Below are 21,405 nucleotides of genomic sequence, written 5' to 3' on the forward strand. Positions count from 1 at the left end.
CGGCCAAAAACGCGATGGACCTTCAGGGCGTCGCGGTCGTTGCCCCTCCCTCATATTTGCGTCGCTGTTCCTCCTGTTCCGCCAATGTCGGCACACGCAATGCCTGGCGGAGCGAGTCCGGCAGCAACTCCCGGGCATAGGGATCCTGACTCGCCTTGCCATCCTGACTGACCTTGAACTGGGTCCCGAGTATCTGGGGCTGGCCGATGCTCTGTAGATAGCGGTCGAGCGTTGCCGAGCCGATCCATAAGGCCGCGGGCTGGCCCCGCGCTACGGCGACCATGGCGAGCAGATGGGCCTTCAAATAGTCGTCAGGCTTCCCGCCATGCTGGAAGACGAAAGCCGCATGGAGGAAATCGTCTCCGCTCAGGAGCGCCCCGTTATCGAGCAGCGCCTGAGTTCGCACCCGCCGTTGCTCGTCGGCTGGTCCGACGACGGTCCAGTCGATCTTCGGGCCCTGGCGTGCCTTCTGGTCGGCATCGTAAATCGCGGTCATCTCGGCATTGGTCGGCCGATCGATCTGGCGCACATAAGTGCGCTGCGAATCCCAGGGGCCAATGCGCGCACCTTCGGCTTCGCGCACGAGCGCAAAGGGCTCCATGCGCGTGCCGACATAAAGCGCCTCGGCATGACCGGCATCGATCGCGTGGATCCGGAAGATGTCTGGCGTCGCGCCGGGGCGGGGATCGTCGAAGCTGAGTTCGACCGCATCATCCAGTTCGCGCGCGCTGGTCGTGCTGCGCTGAATGGCCGGCCCTGTCACGTTGCTGAAGCTGTCACCATCGGTGGCGAAATGCTCGGGGCGAACCCAGATGCCGGTCCAACCTTTCGCGGTGCGACGAAGATCGAACTGGAACAGAGTCTTGTCCCCGGCCCGGAACGCCCATCGTCCGGATGGATCGGCGGCCATGGCCGGCGTGCCGACCAGCAGGAAAGGGGCGACCAGCAGGAGCAGGGCGATTAGGGCGCGCGCGAACATGGGTTCCTCCAGACATTATCCAGCGACCGGGGCGAAATCAGCGGCGTTTCTCCAGGCTATTCCCAGGCAAAGAGGCGGGCTTTGCGGGCATTTCGGCTCGGCAATCGAAGGTCGCCGCCTGGCCGTGCAGGTTGCCATGCTCGTCGATCAGGTTCCAGACCGTCGCCCGCTCGATATGGAATCTGCGGCCGGTGGCGGAGATGCGGATGCCGGCGACATCGTCGATGAAGCCATCGCGGGCGACACGGTCGAGCAGGGCCTTGCGCTCCTCGCGCAGCATCGGCTCCGCCGACAGCCGTGACGGCATGGCGGCAAATCGTTTCAACGACATTTCGAACTGGTCGAGCGCGGCGCGGTTGCCGAAGAAGAAGATCGGATCGGCCTCCGTGCCATGCGCGACAATCGCGCGGCGCGCCGTCCAGAGCGCGTGTGCTATATCCTGGGCGGGCGGCGCGAGCTGGCGGCCGGTCAATCGCTGATAGCTCGTAGCGATCAGCTCCAGCTGCCGGCGCATATCGGGCGTGTCCAGGGGTGGGGGCAGCGGCTCAGTCATTCTCGTTCGGAATAGCCCGTATCGGCTTGCCGACCAATTGGCTCTTGTCGAGTGGCGGAAAAGCCCGTCGTTGACGTCGCCGTTCAGACCTCCAGCGCAACGGCTGCGACCGGCACTTCCGGCTCGCGCCGCCCCAGCGCCGCCGCGCGCAGCATGACGGCCGCGGCGTAGAGTACCACGACAATCACCAGCCAACGCAGCGTATCGACGGGCATGCTCTTCACGATAAACGCCGCGACCAGCACGGCGGGGATGCCGCCGATCGCGAGACCTCCGGCGAGGCGCAGGTCGATCTTGCCGATCGTGATGTGCCGAACGCTCGCGACCCCGCCGGCGATCGCCGCACCGCCGGCCATGATCGGAAAGCTGAGATGCGGATCCATCCCCATCAGGCTCAGCATCACCAGCGTGGGTGCGTAATTGCCGACGCCGAAGTTCAACAGGATTCCGAACCCGAAATTGGCGACGATCGCCAGTATCATCAGCGGCAGGGGCAATGATCCGGCGGTGCCGCCGCCGGGCATCCAATGTAGGTTGGTCATGGCATAGAGCGTCGCGGCGATGATCAGCGCCAGCGCGACGATCGACTGTACCACCCAGGCGCGTGCCCGGGCCGCCAGCGGCGCACCCATCAGCGCGCCCATGACCAGCGCGAGGATACAGCCGACCAGCAGCACCGGATCGACGAACACGCCGAGCAGGATGATGAAGATGATCGCCTGGACCATCGATGGCGGCGTGTGGCCGACCAGCATGGTTGCCGGCATCAGTCGATCAGAGATCAGCCGCCGGAACTTGAACCACGCCATTGTCGGGGCGAAGGAGCCGATGCCGAGCGTGTCGAAAAAGTTCGTCAGTGCGCCGAGCAGGATCGCTTCCGGCTTCGGCACTGCCCTTTGCACGACTATCGCCCTGACCAGCACAGCCACGCACAGCAGCGACGCGAGAAGCAAAGGCACGAGTAGCGCGATCAGCATGCCTGTTCCCCCGAAGCCAGCTGCCACAGGCTAACCTATATCAATGCACGCGCAAGTGCGGGCCGCGACCGCAGGTTCACGGCCTTCGCTTGACAGAAGTGTCGATAAAACCTACCGGTGAGTAGATTTTATTCCAATAGGTACGGCCCGGCCGGCATCATGAGGCAATTTCGATGGATTTGAAGGGTGTAGCGGCAATCGTTACCGGAGGCGCATCGGGACTCGGCAACGCGACAGCGACGATGCTGGCAGCACGTGGCGCGAAGGTTTCGATTTTCGATCTGAACGAGGAGGTCGGCACGGCGGCCGCCGCCGAACTCGGCGGCGCCTTTTTCAAGGTCAACGTCGCTGATGATGCAAGCGTCGTCGAGGCGCTCGAAGCTGCGGAAGCGCTCCACGGCCCGGCGCGGGTGCTGGTGAATTGCGCCGGCGTCGCGCCGGCGGTGCGGATCGTCAACAAGGAGGGCATTGCCCATTCGCTCGACGTCTATCGCAAGACGATCGAAGTGAATCTGATCGGCACCTTCAACATGATCTCGAAATTCGCAGCCCGGCTGATCGCCGCCGGGATCGAGGGCGAAGAGGCGGGCGTGATCGTCAATACCGCCTCGGTCGCCGCTTATGACGGGCAGATCGGCCAGGCGGCCTATGCCTCGTCAAAGGGCGGCGTGGTCGGGCTGACCCTGCCGGCGGCGCGCGACCTCGCGCAGCACCGCATTCGGGTAGTGACGATCGCGCCCGGCATCTTCCTGACGCCGATGCTGATGGGCCTGCCCCAGGCAGCGCAGGATTCGCTCGGCACCCAGGTTCCGCATCCGAGCCGGCTCGGCAAGCCCGCCGAATATGCGCTGATGGTCGAATCGATCATCGCCAATCCGATGCTCAACGGCGAGACCATCCGGCTCGACGGCGCCATCCGCATGGCGCCGCGCTGAGCCATGGTTGACAGCATCCTTCTCGAGCGCGACGGCGCCGTCGCGCGGATCATCCTGAACCGGCCTGACATGGGCAACGCGATCGATATGTCGATGGCGCAGGCGCTGCTGCAAACCGTGATCGCCTGTGACGAGGACCCGTCGGTGCGCTGCGTGGTGCTGACCGGCGCCGGGCGGATGTTCTGTGCCGGCGGCGATGTCGCGAGCTTCGCCGCGGCCGGAGAACAGCTGACGCTGATGCTCGAGGAAATCACCGGCTATGTTCACGCAGCGATTGCGCGGCTGGCACGGATGGAAAAGCCGTTGGTCACCGCGATCAACGGCGCCGCGGCGGGCGCCGGCATCGGGCTCGCGCTGATCGGCGATATCGCGCTGGCCGATCCGCGTGCTCATTTCACGCTTGCCTATACCGGCATCGGACTCTCGCCGGATGGCGGCACGACCTGGTTGTTGCCGCGCCTGATCGGGCTGCGCCGCACCCAGGAATTGTGCCTGCGCAACCGCCGGGTCGGCGCCGAGGAAGCTCAGGCGATCGGCATGATCACGCGCAGGGCTGCCGAAGACAGCTTGTTCGAGGAAGCCACTGCCCTCGCCCAGGAGCTTGCGCGCGGGCCGACGCCGGCCTTCGGTGTCATGCGCCGCCTGCTGCTCGACAGCGCTACGACTCCGCTTGAAACCCAGCTTCAGGCCGAGGGCCAGGGGATCGCCGCGATGGGCGGCACCACCGAAGGCAAGGAGGGCATCGCCGCTTTTCTCGAAAAGCGCACGCCGGATTTCACCAAGGGACGTTGAGCTATATCGTCCTATCGCTGCGCGCCGCCGGCAGCCGCCGCAAGGGCACGCTGCACCTTGGTTGAACCGGAAGCATCAAGTTGCGGATCTTGAACAAGCAGACCACACCCGCAGGATGCGCATCGCTCCCTACGCCTCAAAAATCGCGGTCCTGACCCTCGGCATTGCGATCGGGGCGGCAACGGTGTTCGCCACGCATCGGACTGAATCAAAATGGCCATCGGCGCCTGATCGGGTCTCAGCCGTTGCCAAGGGGAGCAGTGCTGAACTCGGAGCAAGGCTGTTACAACGTGTCGGCCGGGACTTGATCGCCGATAATCGTGCGACGCGAAGCGAAGACGAACCCATGCTGCTATATGCGGTGCCGAAACCTTATGGCGAAGCGCTTTGCAGGATCGACGTCTATAGCGTGGCGCCCAAGATCATTCGCGGCGCGGTATCGGAAAGGGAGCGCTGGGCCGACGATCTGAAGATCGAGACGAAATACGGGTTATGGAAGCGGCCATCAGCGATTGGCGGAGACAGGGACAAAGCCTGCGCAGCCTTTCGCGATTTCGAGCATCTGATCAGCGAGGGAAGCGTCTCGTCCGCCGAGCGGGGCGTGTTTGTGATGGACGCTCTCCTCAAGCAAGCAAAGGCGGGGAAATTTCGCTTCAAGGTTTCCTGTATCATCGGTCCAACGAGCCCGGAGGGGAGGGTTTGTGATCCCCTGAAGGTCCTTCGCGCCCTGTCGCTCCAGGATCTCTATCAGACGGAAATGAAATCGGAATTGCGAAAGGAAAAGTCGTTTGTGCGTCAAGACGAGCTGTGGGTCGCAAGCGGAGGGGCTACCGAAGCCTTGAAGATAACCAAGGATGTTGTGATGGCGATCCGTGTCGAGGACGAGCAGCATTTGGGGAAGCGGCGCATCGATGAGGCGGATATCCTGTCGGTAGCGATAGAAATCTCGCCAATGGACTGATCAGGCACTTCTGAGTTGAGGGTGCACGATATACGGATGGCCCCGACACTGCCGAATGTAATAGGCCCATCTCGTTGTATCCATTGCGATTCTCTTAACAAATTCCTGACAAAGTGAGAATTGGTGAGACGGGGCAACGGCTGGTAGTGGATAGGCAGGACTGGATTCCCGAGCGGTTTGAGGGAGAAGAGTCGCGCGAACCCTCCGCAGGTGTCGCGGAGGGGCGGAAGAGTAGCGCGTCGCCATGCGAATTGGGCCTCACCGCCGAGGATCTCGACGAAGCCTTTGCCATTGCGCAGACAGGCGTCTGGCGCTGGGAGGTCGGCGGCAACGCCTTTCTCTGGTCCGCCGAAGTCTTTCGAATAGCCGGCAGGGACCCGCAGACCTTCAAGCCGACGCTCGAGACCACGCTCGCCTGTATCCATCCGGATGACCGCGACCTGATCCAGCGGCGATTGCGCGAGGCGAGCGATGGCTATGATCCGTCGGGTCGCGAATTTCGCGTTCTCCGCCCCGATGGGACCGAGCGATATTGCTGGGCGAGGATCAGTCCGGTCCGGCTGGACGATCGCGTCGTCGCCATTCGCGGCGTGCTGATCGACCTGACCGATCGCCGCCAGGCCGAACTGGCGCTGCTGGCGAGCGAAGATCAATATCGCAACACAGTCGAGCTTTCGCCGCAGATGCCCTGGACTGCCGACCCCGACGGCTATGTCCTGACGGTCAGCGGCCGCTGGAGCACCCTGACCGGCGTGCCGGAGAGTGCGGCGCTCGGCACTGGCTGGTTGCAGCAATTTTATCCCGAGGATCGCAAGAAAGTCACAAGCAGCGCCGCCGTGTCGCTGGGCAACGGCCAGCCGATCGACGTGAAGGCGCGCCTGATATGTGCTGACGGTGGGCTGCGCTGGATGCGGATCCGCGCCTTCCCCAAGCTGGGACAGGACGGCAAGGTCCTGCGCTGGTACGGCCTTGCGGAAGATGTCCACCGGCAGGAAGAGGCGCTCGAATCCCTCCGGGAGAGCGAGGCGCATTATCGCTATGCGGTCGCGCTGAATCCGCACATCCCCTGGACGGCCGATGCGAGTGGCAGGGTCCTGGAAGCGGGGCCGCTGTTGCGCGAGCAGTTCGGAACCGACGCGGCGGACTGGATCACGGCCGTCCATCCAGACGATGTGACATCGACAATGGAGCAATGGTCGCGTTCGCTGTGGACAGGTGAACGCCTGGACGTTCGCTATCGGCTCAAGAAGACCGACGGCTGTTACCGGTGGTACCGGGTGCGCGCCGGCGCGCGGCCATCCGAGGATGGAGACATCATCCGCTGGTACGGCGTTGCCGAGGATATCGACGATCAGGTGAATATCGAGCACGCACTGCGTGCCAGCGAAGCCTGGATCCGCGAAGCGCATGAGGCAGCTGGTATTGGCCTGTTCGAGGTGGACTTCGCGGAGAATGTCACCCGGCTTTCATCGCAAAGCCTCGTACTTCTCGGGCTTGCCGCGAATGCGGATCCGATCTTTCCCGGAGAAAGCTGGACTGAGCGGGTTCATTCTGACGACGCCCCGCAGATACAGGCTGCGATCAGGCGCGCCGCCGATACCAACGAGGCCTTTGATTTCACCTTTCGGGTGCCGCTTGGCGATGGAGCCATCCGCTGGGTCAATGGAATGGGCCGAATCGAATATGACACGAATGGCCGGCCACGCCGGCTGATCGGGGTCAATTTCGATGTGAGCGCCCGGCGCGAAGCCGAAGCTGCGCTCCAGGAAAGCGAGGCCCTGAACCGCAGCATCGTGAATGCGAGCCCGGACAATATCAAACTCCTCTCCCCCTCGGGCGAGATACTCTTTGCAAACCAGGCGAGCCGTGCCGCCATGGAGCTTGAACAGGATGCCAAGCTGGTCGGGCGCAACTGGCTCACGCTCTGGCCGGCCGCCAACCGATCCTATGCAAGCGATGCCATAGCGGTTGCGCTGGCGGGTGGCACCGGCCGCTTCACATCATCGCGCCCGACCGCTCTCGGGCGGCCCAAATGGTGGGACGTCGCTGTTTCGCCGGTTCAGGACGAAGATGGGGCGCCGCGCTGCATGGTGAGCATCGCGCGCGACATCACTGATCAGAAGACGGCGCAGGATCGGATCAACTGGAGCGCGAGCCATGATCCCCTGACACAGCTGCCAAACCGGCGTCTGTTCGATGCCCGTCTCGCCGAGGCGATCATCGAGGCGGAGGCGGGGGGGCAGGGCCTCGCCTTGCTGGTGCTCGATGTCGACCAGTTCAAGCAGATCAACGACACTCAGGGCCACGGCGCCGGGGACGTCGTTTTACGCACGCTCGGCGAGCGATTGTGCGCTGTGCTGCGTCCGGTCGATACCGTGGCCCGGCTGGGAGGCGATGAGTTCGCCATGATCCTTCCCGGCATCGCCACCGAGGCTGAGGTAAGCGCCATGGCGGATCGGATTCTCGAGTCCCTGCGCGAGCCGGTCCCCTATGAGGGCGCCACGCTGGACTGCCGGGCGAGCCTCGGCGCGAGCCTCTATCCCCGCCACGGCACCAATGCCGGCGATCTCCTCAAACATGCCGATATCGCGCTTTACTCGTCCAAGGCACGACGCCCCGGCCAGCTGCTGATCTTCGATCCGCATATGCGCGTCGAGCTCCAGCAGCGCGTGTCGATGACCAATCTGGCGCGCAGCGCGCTCCGTGACGACCGGATCCGTGCATTCTATCAGCCCAAGGTCGATCTCCTCACCGGCCGGGTCGCGGGCTTCGAGGCCCTGGCGCGCTGGACGGATTATCACGGCCGGATCCATCATCCCGCGACGATATCCGCCGCCTTTGACGATTGGGACGTATCGACTGCGATCACGGACCGGATGCTCGCCGAGGTCATCGGCCAGATGCGCGACTGGACTGAACGCGGCATGGATTTCGGGCATGTCGCGCTCAATGCCTCAGCGGCGGATTTCCAGCGATCGGACTTTGCCGAGTTCCTGCTCACGCAGCTGTCGGCCGCCGGCATCCCGACCAAATGCTTCCAGCTCGAAGTCACCGAGACCGTGTTCCTCCGGCGAGGTGCCGATCTCGTCGAGCGCACCTTGCGGCTCCTCAGCAGCGAAGGCGTCAAGATCGCGCTTGATGATTTCGGGACCGGCTATGCCTCGCTCAGCCATTTGAACCAGTTTCCGGTCGACGTGATCAAGATCGACCGGAGCTTCGTCTCCGACATCGGCCTCGACCAGGAGCATGCCGCGATCGCCGAAGCGGTGATCACGCTTGGCCGCAAGCTCGGCATGGAAGTGGTGGCCGAAGGCATCGAAACCCCAACCCAGGCGAAGCGCCTCGTTGATCTCGGTTGCCAATATGGCCAGGGCTTTCTGTTCCTGCCTGCTACCTCGGCGAAGGAGCTGGGCGATATTGCGCGGCTTCGGTTCGAATGGGACGGCATCGGCGCCGGCCAGACCTGAACGGAGCGAATCCGCGCGTCGCCGCTGCCCCGCTCTACCGCGCAATTCAGCAGGCAGTGATGACGGCGCGATTCCTGCCCGAGCGTTTTGCCTCGTACAAAGCCTTGTCGGCGGCATCGATCAGCTCGGAATAGGCGTCGCCGTGCCGCGGCGTACCGGTCGCGCCGCCTGCGCTGATCGTGACCTTCTCGCCGGCAGCCATGCCGCCATTGGGAAGGTCCATCGCCTCGACCGCGTGCACCACCTTTTCCGCAAGCATCTGGAGATCGCAGGCCGGGGTCTGCGGCAGGATGACGACAAACTCCTCACCCCCGAAGCGCGCGGCAAGATCCTTAGGGCGACGGAAGCAATTCATGACCGTGCGCGCGACGGCTTTCAGGGTCTCGTCGCCGGCGAGGTGGCCATAGGTATCGTTATAGTGCTTGAAATGGTCGATATCGAGCATCAGCAACGAGAGCGGGTGTTTGGAGCGGATCGCCTGGCGCCATTCGGTCTCGATGAACTCGTTGAAAAAGCGCCGGTTGCTCAGCCCCGTCAGTCCGTCCACATTGGTCAGGCGCTGCAGCTCGAGGTTCGTCTCCATCAGATCCTGCTGGCTTTTCCGAAGCGCGCGATAAGCTTCGTCGCGCTGGATCTGCGAGAGATAGGCGGCTGAATGATAGCGGATGCGCGCGATCAGCTCGATCCGGTCGGGAAGCTTGACCAGATAATCATTGGCGCCCGCCCGAAAGGCGTCGCTCTTCACCGTTGCTTCCTCCTTGGTGGAAAGCACGATGACGGGGATGTTCTTCGTAACGGGATCGGCGCGATACTGGCGCACCAGATCCAGCCCGCTCACCGCCGGCATGACGAGATCCTGCAGGATAACGGTTGGCTGCACCTTCTTCGCGACCGCAAGCGCTTCGAGCGGGTTCGAGCAAAAATGGAATTCAGCATCCGCCTCGTCGACCAGCGAGCGTCGGATGGCTTCTCCCACCACGACCTGATCATCGACCAGCAGGACCATGATCGACTGTCGAGACTGTTGGGCGGATAGGTCGGCGGGGGCTTTGGTCTGGGCGTTCACTTCGCACATCCTTTTCTCGAAGAGGCGGAGGCGGCCAGCTCGACAAGTCTGGGCGCGATCCGATCGAGCGGCAATATCTCCACCGCGGCGGCAATCGCCGCGGCTGCCTTTGGCATTCCGTAAACGGCGCTTGTCGCCTGATCCTGGGCGATCGTGTGGTGGCCGAGCGCCTTCAGGGCTTTCAGGCCGGTCGCGCCGTCCGATCCCATGCCGGTCAGCAGCACGCCGACCATCGGGCCGCCCCAGTAGCGCGCGGCACTGCGGAAAAACACGTCGACCGATGGGCGATAGACATGGTCGGCAGGCTGGGCCGTATAGCCAAGCTGGTCCTTCGCCTTGAACACCAGGTGATCGTCAGTGCCAGCCACCAGGACCTGGCCCGACGCGGCATGATCGCCTTCAGCCGCCATCCTGACGGGCAGGGCTGAATGCTGGCCCAGCCACTCCACCAGGCCGGGCGCGAAGCGGACATCGACATGCTGGATGATGATGATCGCGGCCGGGAAATGCCGCGGCAGGCCCTTCAGCAACGTGCAAAGCGCCGCTGGGCCACCGGCGGATGCGCCGATTGCGACGAGTTGGGTCGACGCCCCGGCCGATTTGGCGCCGCGCCGGGGAACGCCGTCGGCGATCAGCCGGCCGATCGCGGCGATCTTCGCCAGCAGCGGCATGGCGCCCGCCAGCAGATCGCCCGAGCCGAGCAGCGGCGAATCCACCGCATCGAGCGCACCGTGCCCCATTGCCGCGAACACGCGCGCTGCGTTGGTGTGGATATCGGCCGTGACGACAAGGATGGCGCAGGGCGTATGCGCCATGATCAGCCGGGTCGCTTCCACGCCGTCCATGCGCGGCATGATCAGGTCCATCAGCACCAGGTCGGGCCGGTCCTGCCGACACTGCTCCACCGCCTCCACGCCGTCCCGCGCTATCCAGACGAGCGAGTGCTCCGGTGCCAGCGTCAGCACGCGGCGCAGCGCTTCCGCCGCGATCGGCAAATCATTGACGATTCCGATCCTCATGCAGCCGCGTCCCCGATCAGATCGACCACCGCGTCCAGCAACGCGTCGCTCTGGAAACTGCCTTTGGTCAGGTAATAATCGGCGCCGGCCTCGAGCCCGCGCTGGCGATCCTCCTCCCGGTCCTTGTAGGAGAGCACCATCACGGGCAGCGCTTTCAGGCGGATGTCGTGCCGGATCCGCGTGACCAGTTCGATCCCGTCCATGCGCGGCATGTCGATATCGCTCAGGACAAGGTCGAAATGGCCATTCCGGAGCGCGTTCCAGCCGTCCATGCCGTCGACGGCGACCTCGACCTCATAGCCGTGATGATCGAGCAGCTTGCGCTGCAGCTCGCGCACCGTGAAGCTGTCGTCGACCACCAGGATGCGCTTGCGCCGGCTTACCGCCTCGCTGCCGGCCTCGCGCCGCACCCTGGCGAGCTGATCCGCCGAGGACAGCTTGTCCATCGATCGGATCATGTCCTCCACGTCGGCGATCAGCAGCGGCGTGCCGTCCTCCATCAGGGCCGCTGCGCTGATGTCCTTGATCTTGCCGAGCCGCGGATCGAGCGGCTGGACGACCAGCTCGCGCCCGCCCAGGAAACGATCGACCACCAGCGCATGCATGGCGTTCGCGTTGCCGAGCAGGATCAGGGCCAGCTCCTCCCCATCCTGATCGGGCTCGCCGCACCCAAGGATCTGGTGCGCCGTCACCAGGCCGACCTGCTGCCCGTCAAAGTCGAAATGCTGCCGGCCCTCGAGCATCCGCACCTGATCCCTCGGGAGCTTCAGCGCGCGGACGATATGAGCGAAGGGGAAGGCATAGGGCTCGCCGCCGATCTCGACGAGCAGCGCGCGAACCACTGACAGGGTCAGCGGCAATTCAAGCTTGAACCGGGTGCCCTCGCCGGGCTGTGACGTGATGCGGACGAGACCGCGAACCTGCCGGATCATGTCCTGCACGACATCGAGCCCGACGCCGCGGCCGGAGATTTCGGTGACGCCTTCCTTCATCGAGAAGCCGGGCAGGAACAGGAATTCGAGCAGTTCGGTGTCGCTCAGCTTGGCCGCGACATCGCTGTTCGCGAGGCCTCGCCGGATCACCGCCTGGCGAATGGCCTCTGGGTCGATGCCGCGCCCGTCGTCCGAGACGATGATCTGCAGCGAGCCCGCATTGTGGAACGCCTCCAGCCTTATCGTGCTTTCCACAGGCTTGCCCGCCGCGACCCGGTCATCGGGCAGCTCGACGCCGTGGTCGAGCGCGTTGCGAAGCAGATGGCCGAGCGGCGCGTCGAGTTTCTCCAATATGTCGCGGTCGACCTGAGTCCGGTCGCCGACGATCTCGAGCCGCGCCTGCTTGCCGAGCGAGCGGGCGACATCGCGCACCATGCGCGGAAAGGCCGTGACACCATCGGCAAAGGGCCGCATCCGCACCATCAGCGCCTGGTCGTAAAGCCGGTGCGCGACCGTGGTCGCCTGATGGTCCGACGCCTCCAGCTCGCCGATCTGCTCCGCAAGATGCGTGCGGCACTCGAGCATGCGCTGCTGCGCTTCCGCCAGTGCGGCCCGCGCCCGCTCGTCCAGCAGCTGCGCCGGCAGAGCAGCGTGCAGCGCGTCGATTGCGGCGGAGGCTTCGCGCTGCAGCCGCTTCAGCCGCACCAGTGCCTGCCCAAAGGGGCGCAGCCGGCGCGATTCGACCAGGGATTCGCCCGCCAGATCGAGCAGGCGATTGAGATTTTCAGCGCTGACCCGGAGCGCACGGTCAGTCGCATCAGCCTCCGGCTTGGCGGGCGCCTCCTCGACGACTGCCGGCACGGGCGCGATCGGCTGTGGCGCGTCACCCCCCGCGCTCGATTGCCCCAGCGCCGCCGCGAGGCGATCCGCATCCGCCTGCCACACCGAGTCCTGGCTGCCGCTTTCAAGCTCCGGTGAACTCGCAATCGCCTTGAGCAGATCGACGCCTTGCAGGAGCAGGTCGATCTGCGGCTGCCCGAGCATGACTTGGCCCGCCTGCGCCGCGACGAAAAGATCCTCCATCGCATGGGCGGCGGTCACGCCCGGCTGGATCCCGACGATCGACGCCGCGCCTTTCAGCGAATGGGCTGCGCGCATGCACGCTTCGAGCTGGTCCGCCCGCCGCGGTTCCTTCTCGAGCACCAGCAGGCCCGTGGTCAGCGCCTCGGTCTGGCTTTCGGCATCGATGCGGAACAGGTCGCGCATCGAGAACTGGCTGAGATCGTCGCTCATGTGAGGCTCCGATTGAGCGCATCGAGGAGGAGGCGTTCGTCAAGGCAGCCGACGCTCCTGTCGCGCCACCAGAGCAGCCCCTTGGTAAAGGCGGACGCCGATTTCGCGACGGTGGCTGGCGCCGGCTTCATCTCATCCAGTCGGTAGCGATGGGTGTGCTGCACTTCGTCCACGGGGAAGGCGAGCCGCCCGCTGGCGTGGCGCACCACGATCAACCGGCCCTGCGGCGACGGCGCCGCCTCGCCGATCAGCAGCCGGGCGATCGAGAGACAGGCCACCAGCTCACCCCGGACATTGGCGAGCCCCAGCAGCGCCGGATTGCGCCGATGCGGTACCGAATGGATCGGCCGCAAGCCCACGATTTCATCGAGCAACAGCGTTGGAAGCGCGAACCATTCAGCGCCGACGCGGAAGATGACCGCGGATTCAGTGCCGCCCTCCTCGCCGGGCGTTGCCGCGGCGAACTGGTCGGTTGCGACCGTAGCCGACGGACCCACCAGGTCGCGATCGAGCAGCGTCGCCGCCGCCGCCGAATAGGTCGGGCAGTTGCGGCAATGCGAATGGCGCGCGAGCTCGGGGCAGGATTTGTCCCCCCGAACGCCGATCCGATTCCAGCAATCGAAGATCTCGGTATCTGCATCGAGCAGGCTGGCTGAGGGTATTGGGCGCATTTACCCGGTTCCCTTTGCAGCCAGGCGACGCATGCGATCGTTCAGCACTTTCGCGCCGGCAACATCGCCCTGCTTCTTCAGCAGCAGCGCGAGATGGCCGAGCGTCTCCGCGTGATCCGGTTCGAGATAAAGCGCCTTGCGGTAATAGCCGGTGGCCGCGACCAGATTGCCGCCGGCATCGCTGATCAAGCCAAGCAGGAGAAAAGCCTCAAGCGTCGCCCCTTGTTCTCGCATGAGCTCCTGGCAACCGCGCGCTGCCTCGTCCAGCTGGCCAAGGTCGGCGATCCGGCGCAACTCGCCAAGGTCCCGCGCCGGTTTCGGCGGAGCCGCGCGCTTGAACGCAGGCGCGGGCGAAGGGGAGGGGCGCAGCGAAGCGGGCGCCTTTTTCGCCGGAGCGGCCTTTGGCTGGAAAGCAATGCGCTCCGGTGCCGGTTTCGCTTTCGGCTGGCTCGAAATCGCACCTTTCCGGAACGCGAAGGCCATCGGCATCCTCGCCGAGACAAGACCCTGGTCGAGCATCAGGCTCGCTTCGGAATGGCCGACGAACAGCATCCCATGCGGCGCGAGCAGGCGTTTCAGCACCCCCACCGCCCGGTTCTGGGTTGCGATATCGAAATAGATCAGCAGGTTGCGGCAGAACACCACGTCATAGGTCTCGCCGCCGCCCGGGACATCCGCGCCGAGCAGATTTCCCTGAAGGAAGCGCACCGGTCCACGCACCGTGTCGCCGATCCGGCAGCCGCGCTCGGCGGGCTCGAAATGACGCTCGCGAAAGGCAAGGTGCTGGCCCCGGAAGGAGTTGCCGCCATAAATGCCGCGCCGGGCGATCGCGAGCGATAGTCCGCTGATGTCGATCGCGTCGATCCGGAAGCGATCGGTCGGCAGCCCGGCGTCTATCAGTGCCATTGCCATGGTATAGGCTTCTTCGCCGGTCGAGCAGGGCAGGCTCAGCAGCCGCAGCGTCCCCGTGGGATGGGCAGGCAGCCACTCCTCCATGACCATACGCACCATCGCCGCAAAGGCAGCCGGGTCGCGGAAGAACCAGGTCTCCGGCACGACCACCGCTTCGACAAGATGCTGGACCTCGTCGGGCGATTGCAGGATCCGCTCCCAATAATGATCGGCGTCGTCGAGCTCGCAGGCGCGGAGCCGCGCCCGCACCGCCCGCTCTACCGCTGATGTACCGATCGAGGCGGCGCTCAACCCCATGGTCCGCTCGAGGAGATGTTCGAAGCGGACAAAGCTCATTGGCTGTCCACCAACAGGCCGCGCGCGAAGCTGCGCAGCCGCGCCGGCAGCAGGCTTTCCAGGTCGACGCGCTGGACGAGGCCGCGCGGCCCGGGGGCGAAGGGCGCGAAATCGGCTGGGTCGAGGCGCAACGTCTCGGTCGCGTTCTCGGCGATCAGCCCGATCATGGTCTCGTCCTCGGGCAGCCGGACCATGATGATCCGCGTGCTCAGCCGCCGCCGCGACGGCCGCCCCAGTTCGAGCGCACACAGGTCGATCACGGGGATGAAGCGGCCGCGATAATCGAACGACCCGGCAATCTCTTCGGGCGCGTGGCGCTCCTGCTTGAGCTCGACCAGCGGCAGGATCTCCACGATGCGATCGGCGGCCAGGGCGAAGGCGCCGTCACCAATCTGGAAATGAAGAAACAGCATGTCGTGTTCCCGGGCCTGAGTACCGCAACGCGTCTGATCGGGTTCCCCCGTTCAGGCCGCGGCGACGAGCTTGAAGCGGGCGATGCTGCCATGGAGATTGCCCGAGACCTGGCTGAGCTCCTCGATCGCCCCGCTCGACAGGCGGAGCGATTCCACCGTCTGCTGAGTCGCCTCGGTGAGCTGGACCAGCGCCTCGCTGATCTGCTCGGCACCCGTCGCCTGCGCTTCCATGCCCTCGCTCACGGTTTCGAACCGCGGCACCAGCGTCAGCACCTGCGCAATGATCTCGGAGAGCTTGCCGCCAATGTCGTGCACATCATGCAGGCCGCGCCGCACTTCCTCGGAAAACTTGTCCATCCCCATCACGCCGGCGGAAACCGCCGACTGGATGTCCTTCACCATCTGCTCGATGTCATAGGTCGCAACCGCGGTCTGGTCGGCGAGCCGGCGGATCTCCGACGAGACGACTGCGAAGCCGCGGCCATATTCGCCTGCCTTCTCGGCTTCGATCGCTGCGTTCAGCGACAGGAGGTTGGTCTGGTCAGCCACCTTGGTGATCGTGGTCACGACCTGGTTGATGTCGCTCGCCTTCTCGTTCAGCACCGCCAGCTTGGCGTTGATCGAGCTCGCCGCTTCCATAACCTGGCCCATCGTTTCTTCCATCTGGGTCAGGCCGGACTGGCCGCTAGTCGCCAGCTCGGCGGCATGTTCCGCAACCGTCGCGACATCGTTGATCGTGCGGACCAGCTCCTTCGATGTCGCCGCGATCTCGCGGGAGGTCGCGCCGATCTCGGTTGTTGTGGCGGCGACTTCGGTTGCGGTCGCCTGTTGCTGCTTCGAGGTGGCGGCGATCTCGGTCATCGATGTGTTGACCCGGATGCCCGATCGCTGGACGTGCCCGACCAACTCCATGACTTCGTCCGCCATGCGATTGAAACCGTCGCCGACATCGCCAAGCTCGTCCTGTCGTTCGATCGTCATGCGCTGGGTGAAATCGCCCTGGCGCATCGCATCCATCAGCACCGTCAGGCGCGCGAGTGGCGGCATGATCGCGCGCAACAGGAAAAAGCCGGCGATTGCCGCGATCACCACCGCCACCGCGATGCTGATCACCACGGCAGTGAGAAGAGAGCGCATCTGGCCGTCGATCCCGTCCAGCTCGGCGGCAGCCTCCTTCTGGTTGAGCTGCGAGACGTCGGACATCGCCTGGAACGCGGCGTTGAACTTTCGCTCGAGATCCGGAAAATACCTGTCTTTCACGGCCTGGACGTCGTCCTGCCCGGCGGATCGCCCGAGCATTGCAGTGCCGGCGTCGCGATAGCTGGCATAGGCAATCTGGAATTTCGCAAATGCGGTGCGGTCGGTATCCGTGGTGATGGTGCGCTGATAATCCGCAAAGAGATGGTCGAGCTTGGCCTGATCGCTCGCAAGGAGCGACTCGTTCCGTACCCTCGCCTCCGCGTCGCGCTCAATAACCTGATGGGTGACGATCTGATAATCGGCGGCAAGCGCATCCTTGATCAGGCCGCTCTGATACAGGCCGGGTACCGCATCGGTCTCGATAACCCCGGTATGTTGATCGATCGCGCCAAGATAGGAATAGACGAATCCGCCGATCCCAAGCATGATCAGCAGGATCAAACCGAAGCTTCCCAATATTCTATTGCGAACGCTCAAAGTTTTCATAGCGTATTTCCACGCGCGAAAGAGGGCAGAGTCCCGGGTACTGGAATCTGGTGGCTTATCTTACTCACATTTGGCTTGAGACGTGACGCAGTAGACCACAAAAGCCGCCCCCATCCATTATTGCTTTAGGGTTAACGGCCATCTAATGTTAACTTACGTCTAATTACGGTATCGCGTTCAGTATCGACTGCGGAACTTTGCGCGGCCGTCGGGCGGTATTGCGATATTCGGCCGATCCTCCGGAGGTTGACCCAGCCGGTGGGCTGGCTTTGGGGGCGAGAACCGGGTCCGCTTGGATCCGAAAATCGATGGACGCGATTCAACTCCAGCGCGGGATCGGAGATAGGATCGCGCACGGGACGTGTTCAGAAGCCCGGCTGCTCCTTCTCATCGTTGGTCTGATGGATGTTTTCCGCTCCGGTACGGTAGCGGGCGGCACCGGAATTTCCCTGATAATTCCCTGTTATTCCCTGTTCCGGGGCGGCGTGAGGGAGGTGAAATTCTATCAAGTATTTTGTATTGTAAGGAGAATCTTTGAAAATCGCTTCGATGCGATGGCGAGAAAAAAATAAAATTCCCTGTTCCGTGCGGATTAACAGGGAATCGGCGCGTAACGGAGGCGCGGCGCCGGGCGGCCGGGCGATCCGCGTTGCTCAACGGCAATCGAGAATGAACGAATCGATTTTGAACGCCCGCCCCGCCTCAAGCGGCCGGGGCGGGCAACGACCGATAGAGCGCCAGCACTTGCTCGGCCCATTCAGGCCTGCAGATCAGCAGGTCGGGCAGATACGTGTTCTCGCAATTATAAACGAGCGGGGAACCGTCCGCGCGGCTGACATGCAGGCCCGCCGCCTGCGCCACCGCCGCCGGCGCGCAATTGTCCCATTCATATTGGCCGCCGGTGTGGAGATAGATTTCCGCTTCGCCGCGCACGACCGCCATCGCTTTCGCGCCCGCTGAGCCCATCGGCACCAGCTCGGCGCCGATCGCTTCAGCCACTGCCACCGCTTCGGCGGCAGGCCGCGTGCGGCTGACCAGCATGCGGGGTGGCGTGTTGGCGGGCGCCAGCGGCTTCGGCGCACCGGAGGTCAGCGTGGTGTCGAGCGCGGGCAGGGCAACCGCCCCGACCGTTGCCACGCCGTTGATTGCGAGGGCGACATGCACTGCCCAATCGGTCCTGGCCTCGCCATATTCGCKGGTGCCATCGAGCGGATCGATGATCCACACGCGTGCCTTGGTCAGGCGCACGCCGTCGCACTCAGTCTCTTCGGAAAGCAGGCCGTCCTCGGGCCGGGCGGCGCGCAACGCCCGCATCAGATAGTTGTTGGCGCCCTCATCGCCCGCCTTGCCGAGTTCCTTGCCGGCCAGCCCGCTCGAGCGCTGCAGGCCAAGCAGGATCTCGCCCGCTTCGGTTGCCAGCCGCTCGGCGAGGCGGACGTCGCTCTCTTCCACGCCGTTCATGGGATGATCCGATCGACGATCAGGTCAGCCGCCTGTTCAGGTGTCATCGCGGCCGTGTCGATGCGGATTTCGGGGCTGTCCGGCCGTTCATAGGGGCTGTCGATCCCGGTGAAGTTCTTGAGTTCGCCCGCCCGCGCCTTTTTGTACAGGCCCTTCACGTCGCGCCGTTCGGCCTCAGCCAGCGCGGTGTCGATGAAGATCTCGACGAATTCGCCCTCGGGCAGCATCGAACGCACCATGTCGCGCTCGGCCCGGAACGGCGAGATGAAGGCAGTGATCACGATCAGCCCGCTATCCGCCATCAGCTTCGCCACCTCGCCGACGCGCCGGATATTCTCGATCCGGTCGGCCTCGGTAAAGCCAAGGTCCTTGTTCAGCCCGTGGCGCACATTGTCGCCATCGAGCAGGAAGGTGTGGCGGTTCATCCGGTGGAGCTTCTTCTCCACCAGATTGGCGATGGTCGATTTGCCCGAACCCGAAAGCCCCGTGAACCACAGCACCGCCGGCTTCTGGTTCTTGAGCCTGGCATGCATGTCGCGGGTGATGTCGACTGCCTGCCAGTGCACATTCTGCGCGCGCCGCAGCGAGAAGTGCAGCATGCCCGCCGCAACCGTCGCATTGGTGATCTTGTCGATCAGGATGAAGCCGCCCAGCGTCCGGTTTTCGGCATAGGGCTCGAACACGATCGGACGGTCAGTCGTCAGCTCCGCCACGCCGATCGCGTTCAGCTCGAGCGTCTTCGCCGCGAGATGTTCCATCGTGTTGACGTTGACCTGATATTTCGGCTCGTGGACGGTCGCCGAGACCATCTGAGTGCCGAGCTTCAGCCAATAGGACCTGCCGACATGCAGCGCCGCGTCGTCCATCCAGACGATCGTCGCCTCGAACTGATCGGCTGCCTCGGGTGGGTTATCGGCCGCCGCGATGACATTGCCGCGCGAGCAATCGATCTCGTCGGCAAAGCAGAGCGTGACCGACTGGCCCGCGACGGCTTCGTCGAGGTCGCCCGACATGGTCGAGATGCGGCTGATGGTCGAGGTCTTGCCGCCGGGCAGCACGCGGATCGCATCGCCGGTGTTGATCGATCCGCTCGCGATCTGTCCGGAAAAGCCCCGGAAGTCGAGATTGGGGCGGTTGACCCATTGCACCGCCATGCGGAACGGCCGGGCCTGGTCGGTTTCCAGGTTCACCTCGACCGTCTCGAGATGCTCCATCAGCGTCGGCCCGGTGTACCAGGGCGTGTTCTCGCTGCGCTCGGTGATGTTGTCGCCCTTGAAGCCGGAGATCGGCATCGGCGTGAAGGCGGTGATGCCGATGCTCTCCGCGAACGCGGTATAGTCGGCGACGATCTCGTCATATTTCGCCTGATCATAGCCGATCAGGTCCATCTTGTTCACCGCGAGCACCAGATTCCGGATGCCGATCAGGTGGGCAAGATAGGAATGGCGGCGGGTCTGGGTGAGCACGCCCTTGCGCGCATCGATCAGGATCACGGCGAGGTCGGCGGTCGAGGCGCCGGTCACCATGTTGCGCGTATATTGCTCATGCCCGGGCGTATCGGCGACGATGAACTTGCGCTTCTCGGTCGAGAAGAAGCGGTAGGCGACATCGATGGTGATGCCCTGCTCGCGCTCGGCGGCGAGGCCGTCGACGAGGAGCGCGAAGTCGATTTCCTGGCCCTGGGTGCCCACCCGCTTGCTGTCCGCCTCAAGCGCGGCGAGCTGATCCTCGAAGATCATCTTGCTGTCGTAGAGCAGCCGCCCGATCAGCGTCGACTTGCCGTCATCGACCGAGCCGCAGGTGATGAAGCGCAGCATAGTCTTGTGCTGATGCTGGTCGAGATACGCGTCGATATCCTCGGCGATCAGCGCTTCTGTCTGGTACACCGAGTCCTTGGTTTGCTCGGTCATCAGAAATAGCCTTCCTGCTTCTTCTTTTCCATGCCCGCGCCGCCGGCATCCTTGTCGATCGCCCGGCCCTGACGCTCCGACGTCGTGGTCAGCAGCGTCTCCTGAATGATCTCCGAGAGCGTCGAGGCAGTGCTCTCGACCGCTCCCGTCAGCGGATAACAACCAAGCGTGCGGAAGCGGATCGAGCGCTCCACCGGCACTTCGCCCGGGTTCAAGCGGAAGCGGTCGTCATCGACCATCAGCAGCATGCCGTCACGCTCGACAGTCGGGCGCTTGCCGGCGAAATAGAGCGGCACGATCGGTATGTCGTTGAGCTGGATATATTGCCAGACGTCGAGCTCGGTCCAGTTCGAGATCGGGAAGACCCGGATGCTCTCGCCCTTGTTCTTGCGGGCATTATAGAGGTTCCAGAGCTCCGGCCGCTGCTTCTTCGGGTCCCAGCCATGGGTCGCGGTGCGGAACGAGAAGATGCGCTCCTTGGCGCGGCTCTTCTCCTCGTCGCGCCGCGCGCCGCCGAATGCTGCGTCGAAGCCATATTTGTCGAGCGCCTGTTTCAGCCCCTCGGTCTTCCACATGTCGGTGTGGAGCGCGCCGTGATCGAACGGATTGATGCCGCGGTCCATCGCTTCCTGGTTGTGATAGACGATCAGCTCCATGCCGCTCTCTTTCGCCATGCGATCGCGCAAGCGGTACATGTCCCGGAACTTCCACGTCGTATCGACGTGGAGCAGCGGGAAGGGCGGCGGCGAGGGATAGAAGGCCTTGCGCGCAAGGTGCAGCATCACGGCTGAATCCTTGCCGACTGAATACATCATCACCGGCCGCTCGGTCTCAGCGACGACCTCGCGCATGATGTGGATCGCCTCTGCTTCGAGTCGCTCCAGATGAGTCAGTGTCTTTGCCATCGTTCAATCTCCGCGGGCGCCCTGCCCGGAATCGGGGAGCGGCGGCAAACAATCCATTCTTGGCAGGCCTAAGCCTGAATCAACCGTCCCGTCTCGGGGCGCCCCGAATTTGGGAAAAATCGGTGCCGGATATTGCT

The 21,405-nt window shown here is 64.2% G+C and carries 17 protein-coding genes; 4 read left to right on the forward strand and 13 right to left on the reverse strand.

The genetic code is table 11. The annotated features are described in order from the left end of the window. Positions 1–22: 22 nt before the first annotated feature. From AC1DVS_RS06010 to AC1DVS_RS06020, 3 genes are all read right to left on the reverse strand, one after another. Positions 23–979 (reverse strand): hypothetical protein, encoded by a 957-nt coding sequence (locus AC1DVS_RS06010; RefSeq protein ID WP_478021128.1) that lies wholly within the window; start codon positions 977–979, stop codon positions 23–25. Positions 980–1,016: 37 nt separating this feature from the next. Beyond that, positions 1,017–1,532, reverse strand: a complete 516-nt coding sequence (locus AC1DVS_RS06015; RefSeq protein WP_478021130.1) for an MEKHLA domain-containing protein — start codon at positions 1,530–1,532, stop codon at positions 1,017–1,019. 83 nt (positions 1,533–1,615) lie between these two features. After that, positions 1,616–2,509, reverse strand: coding sequence for a TSUP family transporter (locus AC1DVS_RS06020; RefSeq protein ID WP_478021132.1), 894 nt, complete (start codon positions 2,507–2,509; stop codon positions 1,616–1,618). Between the two features lie 173 nt (positions 2,510–2,682). On the opposite strand from AC1DVS_RS06020, the gene AC1DVS_RS06025 reads away from it, so the two are divergent. The 4 genes from AC1DVS_RS06025 (at position 2,683) to AC1DVS_RS06040 (ending at position 8,664) form a co-directional block, all read left to right on the forward strand. Then, positions 2,683–3,444 (forward strand): SDR family NAD(P)-dependent oxidoreductase, encoded by a 762-nt coding sequence (locus tag AC1DVS_RS06025; protein ID WP_478021133.1) that lies wholly within the window; start codon positions 2,683–2,685, stop codon positions 3,442–3,444. A 3-nt stretch (positions 3,445–3,447) separates the two neighbouring features. Continuing rightward, a complete protein-coding gene (locus tag AC1DVS_RS06030; protein ID WP_478021135.1) occupies positions 3,448–4,236 on the forward strand; it encodes an enoyl-CoA hydratase-related protein in 789 nt (262 codons plus the stop codon). 115 nt (positions 4,237–4,351) lie between these two features. Then, entirely contained in the window at positions 4,352–5,197 is an 846-nt protein-coding gene (locus tag AC1DVS_RS06035; protein ID WP_478021136.1) for a hypothetical protein, read from the forward strand. A 251-nt stretch (positions 5,198–5,448) separates the two neighbouring features. Then, positions 5,449–8,664, forward strand: a complete 3,216-nt coding sequence (locus tag AC1DVS_RS06040; protein WP_478021138.1) for an EAL domain-containing protein — start codon at positions 5,449–5,451, stop codon at positions 8,662–8,664. A gap of 46 nt (positions 8,665–8,710) precedes the next feature. Here the strand turns inward: AC1DVS_RS06040 and AC1DVS_RS06045 are convergent, their stop codons facing one another. The 10 genes from AC1DVS_RS06045 to cysD form a co-directional block, all read right to left on the reverse strand. Next, positions 8,711–9,730, reverse strand: coding sequence for a diguanylate cyclase domain-containing protein (locus AC1DVS_RS06045; protein ID WP_478021140.1), 1,020 nt, complete (start codon positions 9,728–9,730; stop codon positions 8,711–8,713). Continuing rightward, complete coding sequence (gene cheB, locus AC1DVS_RS06050) at positions 9,727–10,749, reverse strand: chemotaxis-specific protein-glutamate methyltransferase CheB (protein ID WP_478021142.1); 1,023 nt, start codon at positions 10,747–10,749, stop codon at positions 9,727–9,729. The genes AC1DVS_RS06045 and cheB overlap by 4 nt, the downstream gene beginning before the upstream one ends. Continuing rightward, positions 10,746–12,974: a hybrid sensor histidine kinase/response regulator gene (locus tag AC1DVS_RS06055; RefSeq protein WP_478021144.1), complete on the reverse strand. Its 2,229-nt coding sequence runs from the start codon at positions 12,972–12,974 to the stop codon at positions 10,746–10,748. The genes cheB and AC1DVS_RS06055 overlap by 4 nt, the downstream gene beginning before the upstream one ends. Next, entirely contained in the window at positions 12,971–13,645 is a 675-nt protein-coding gene (locus AC1DVS_RS06060; protein WP_478021146.1) for a chemotaxis protein CheW, read from the reverse strand. Before AC1DVS_RS06060 ends, AC1DVS_RS06055 begins: the two co-directional genes overlap by 4 nt. Next, the gene (locus AC1DVS_RS06065) at positions 13,646–14,893 is read right to left on the reverse strand and encodes a CheR family methyltransferase (protein WP_478021148.1); all 1,248 of its coding nucleotides are present in this window, start codon (positions 14,891–14,893) and stop codon (positions 13,646–13,648) included. Further along, on the reverse strand, positions 14,890–15,306 hold the full coding sequence (locus AC1DVS_RS06070) for a chemotaxis protein CheW (protein WP_478021150.1): 417 nt from the start codon (positions 15,304–15,306) through the stop codon (positions 14,890–14,892). Before AC1DVS_RS06070 ends, AC1DVS_RS06065 begins: the two co-directional genes overlap by 4 nt. 51 nt (positions 15,307–15,357) lie before the next feature. After that, positions 15,358–16,992, reverse strand: coding sequence for a methyl-accepting chemotaxis protein (locus AC1DVS_RS06075; protein ID WP_478021152.1), 1,635 nt, complete (start codon positions 16,990–16,992; stop codon positions 15,358–15,360). A 702-nt stretch (positions 16,993–17,694) separates the two neighbouring features. After that, positions 17,695–18,453 (reverse strand): 3'(2'),5'-bisphosphate nucleotidase CysQ, encoded by a 759-nt coding sequence (locus AC1DVS_RS06080; RefSeq protein WP_478021154.1) that lies wholly within the window; start codon positions 18,451–18,453, stop codon positions 17,695–17,697. After that, positions 18,450–20,363: a sulfate adenylyltransferase subunit CysN gene (gene cysN, locus AC1DVS_RS06085; protein WP_478021156.1), complete on the reverse strand. Its 1,914-nt coding sequence runs from the start codon at positions 20,361–20,363 to the stop codon at positions 18,450–18,452. Before cysN ends, AC1DVS_RS06080 begins: the two co-directional genes overlap by 4 nt. Then, the gene (gene cysD / locus AC1DVS_RS06090) at positions 20,363–21,268 is read right to left on the reverse strand and encodes a sulfate adenylyltransferase subunit CysD (RefSeq protein WP_478021158.1); all 906 of its coding nucleotides are present in this window, start codon (positions 21,266–21,268) and stop codon (positions 20,363–20,365) included. Before cysD ends, cysN begins: the two co-directional genes overlap by 1 nt. Positions 21,269–21,405: the final 137 nt, after the last annotated feature.

The organism is Sphingomonas sp. P3_C5 (assembly GCF_056402635.1).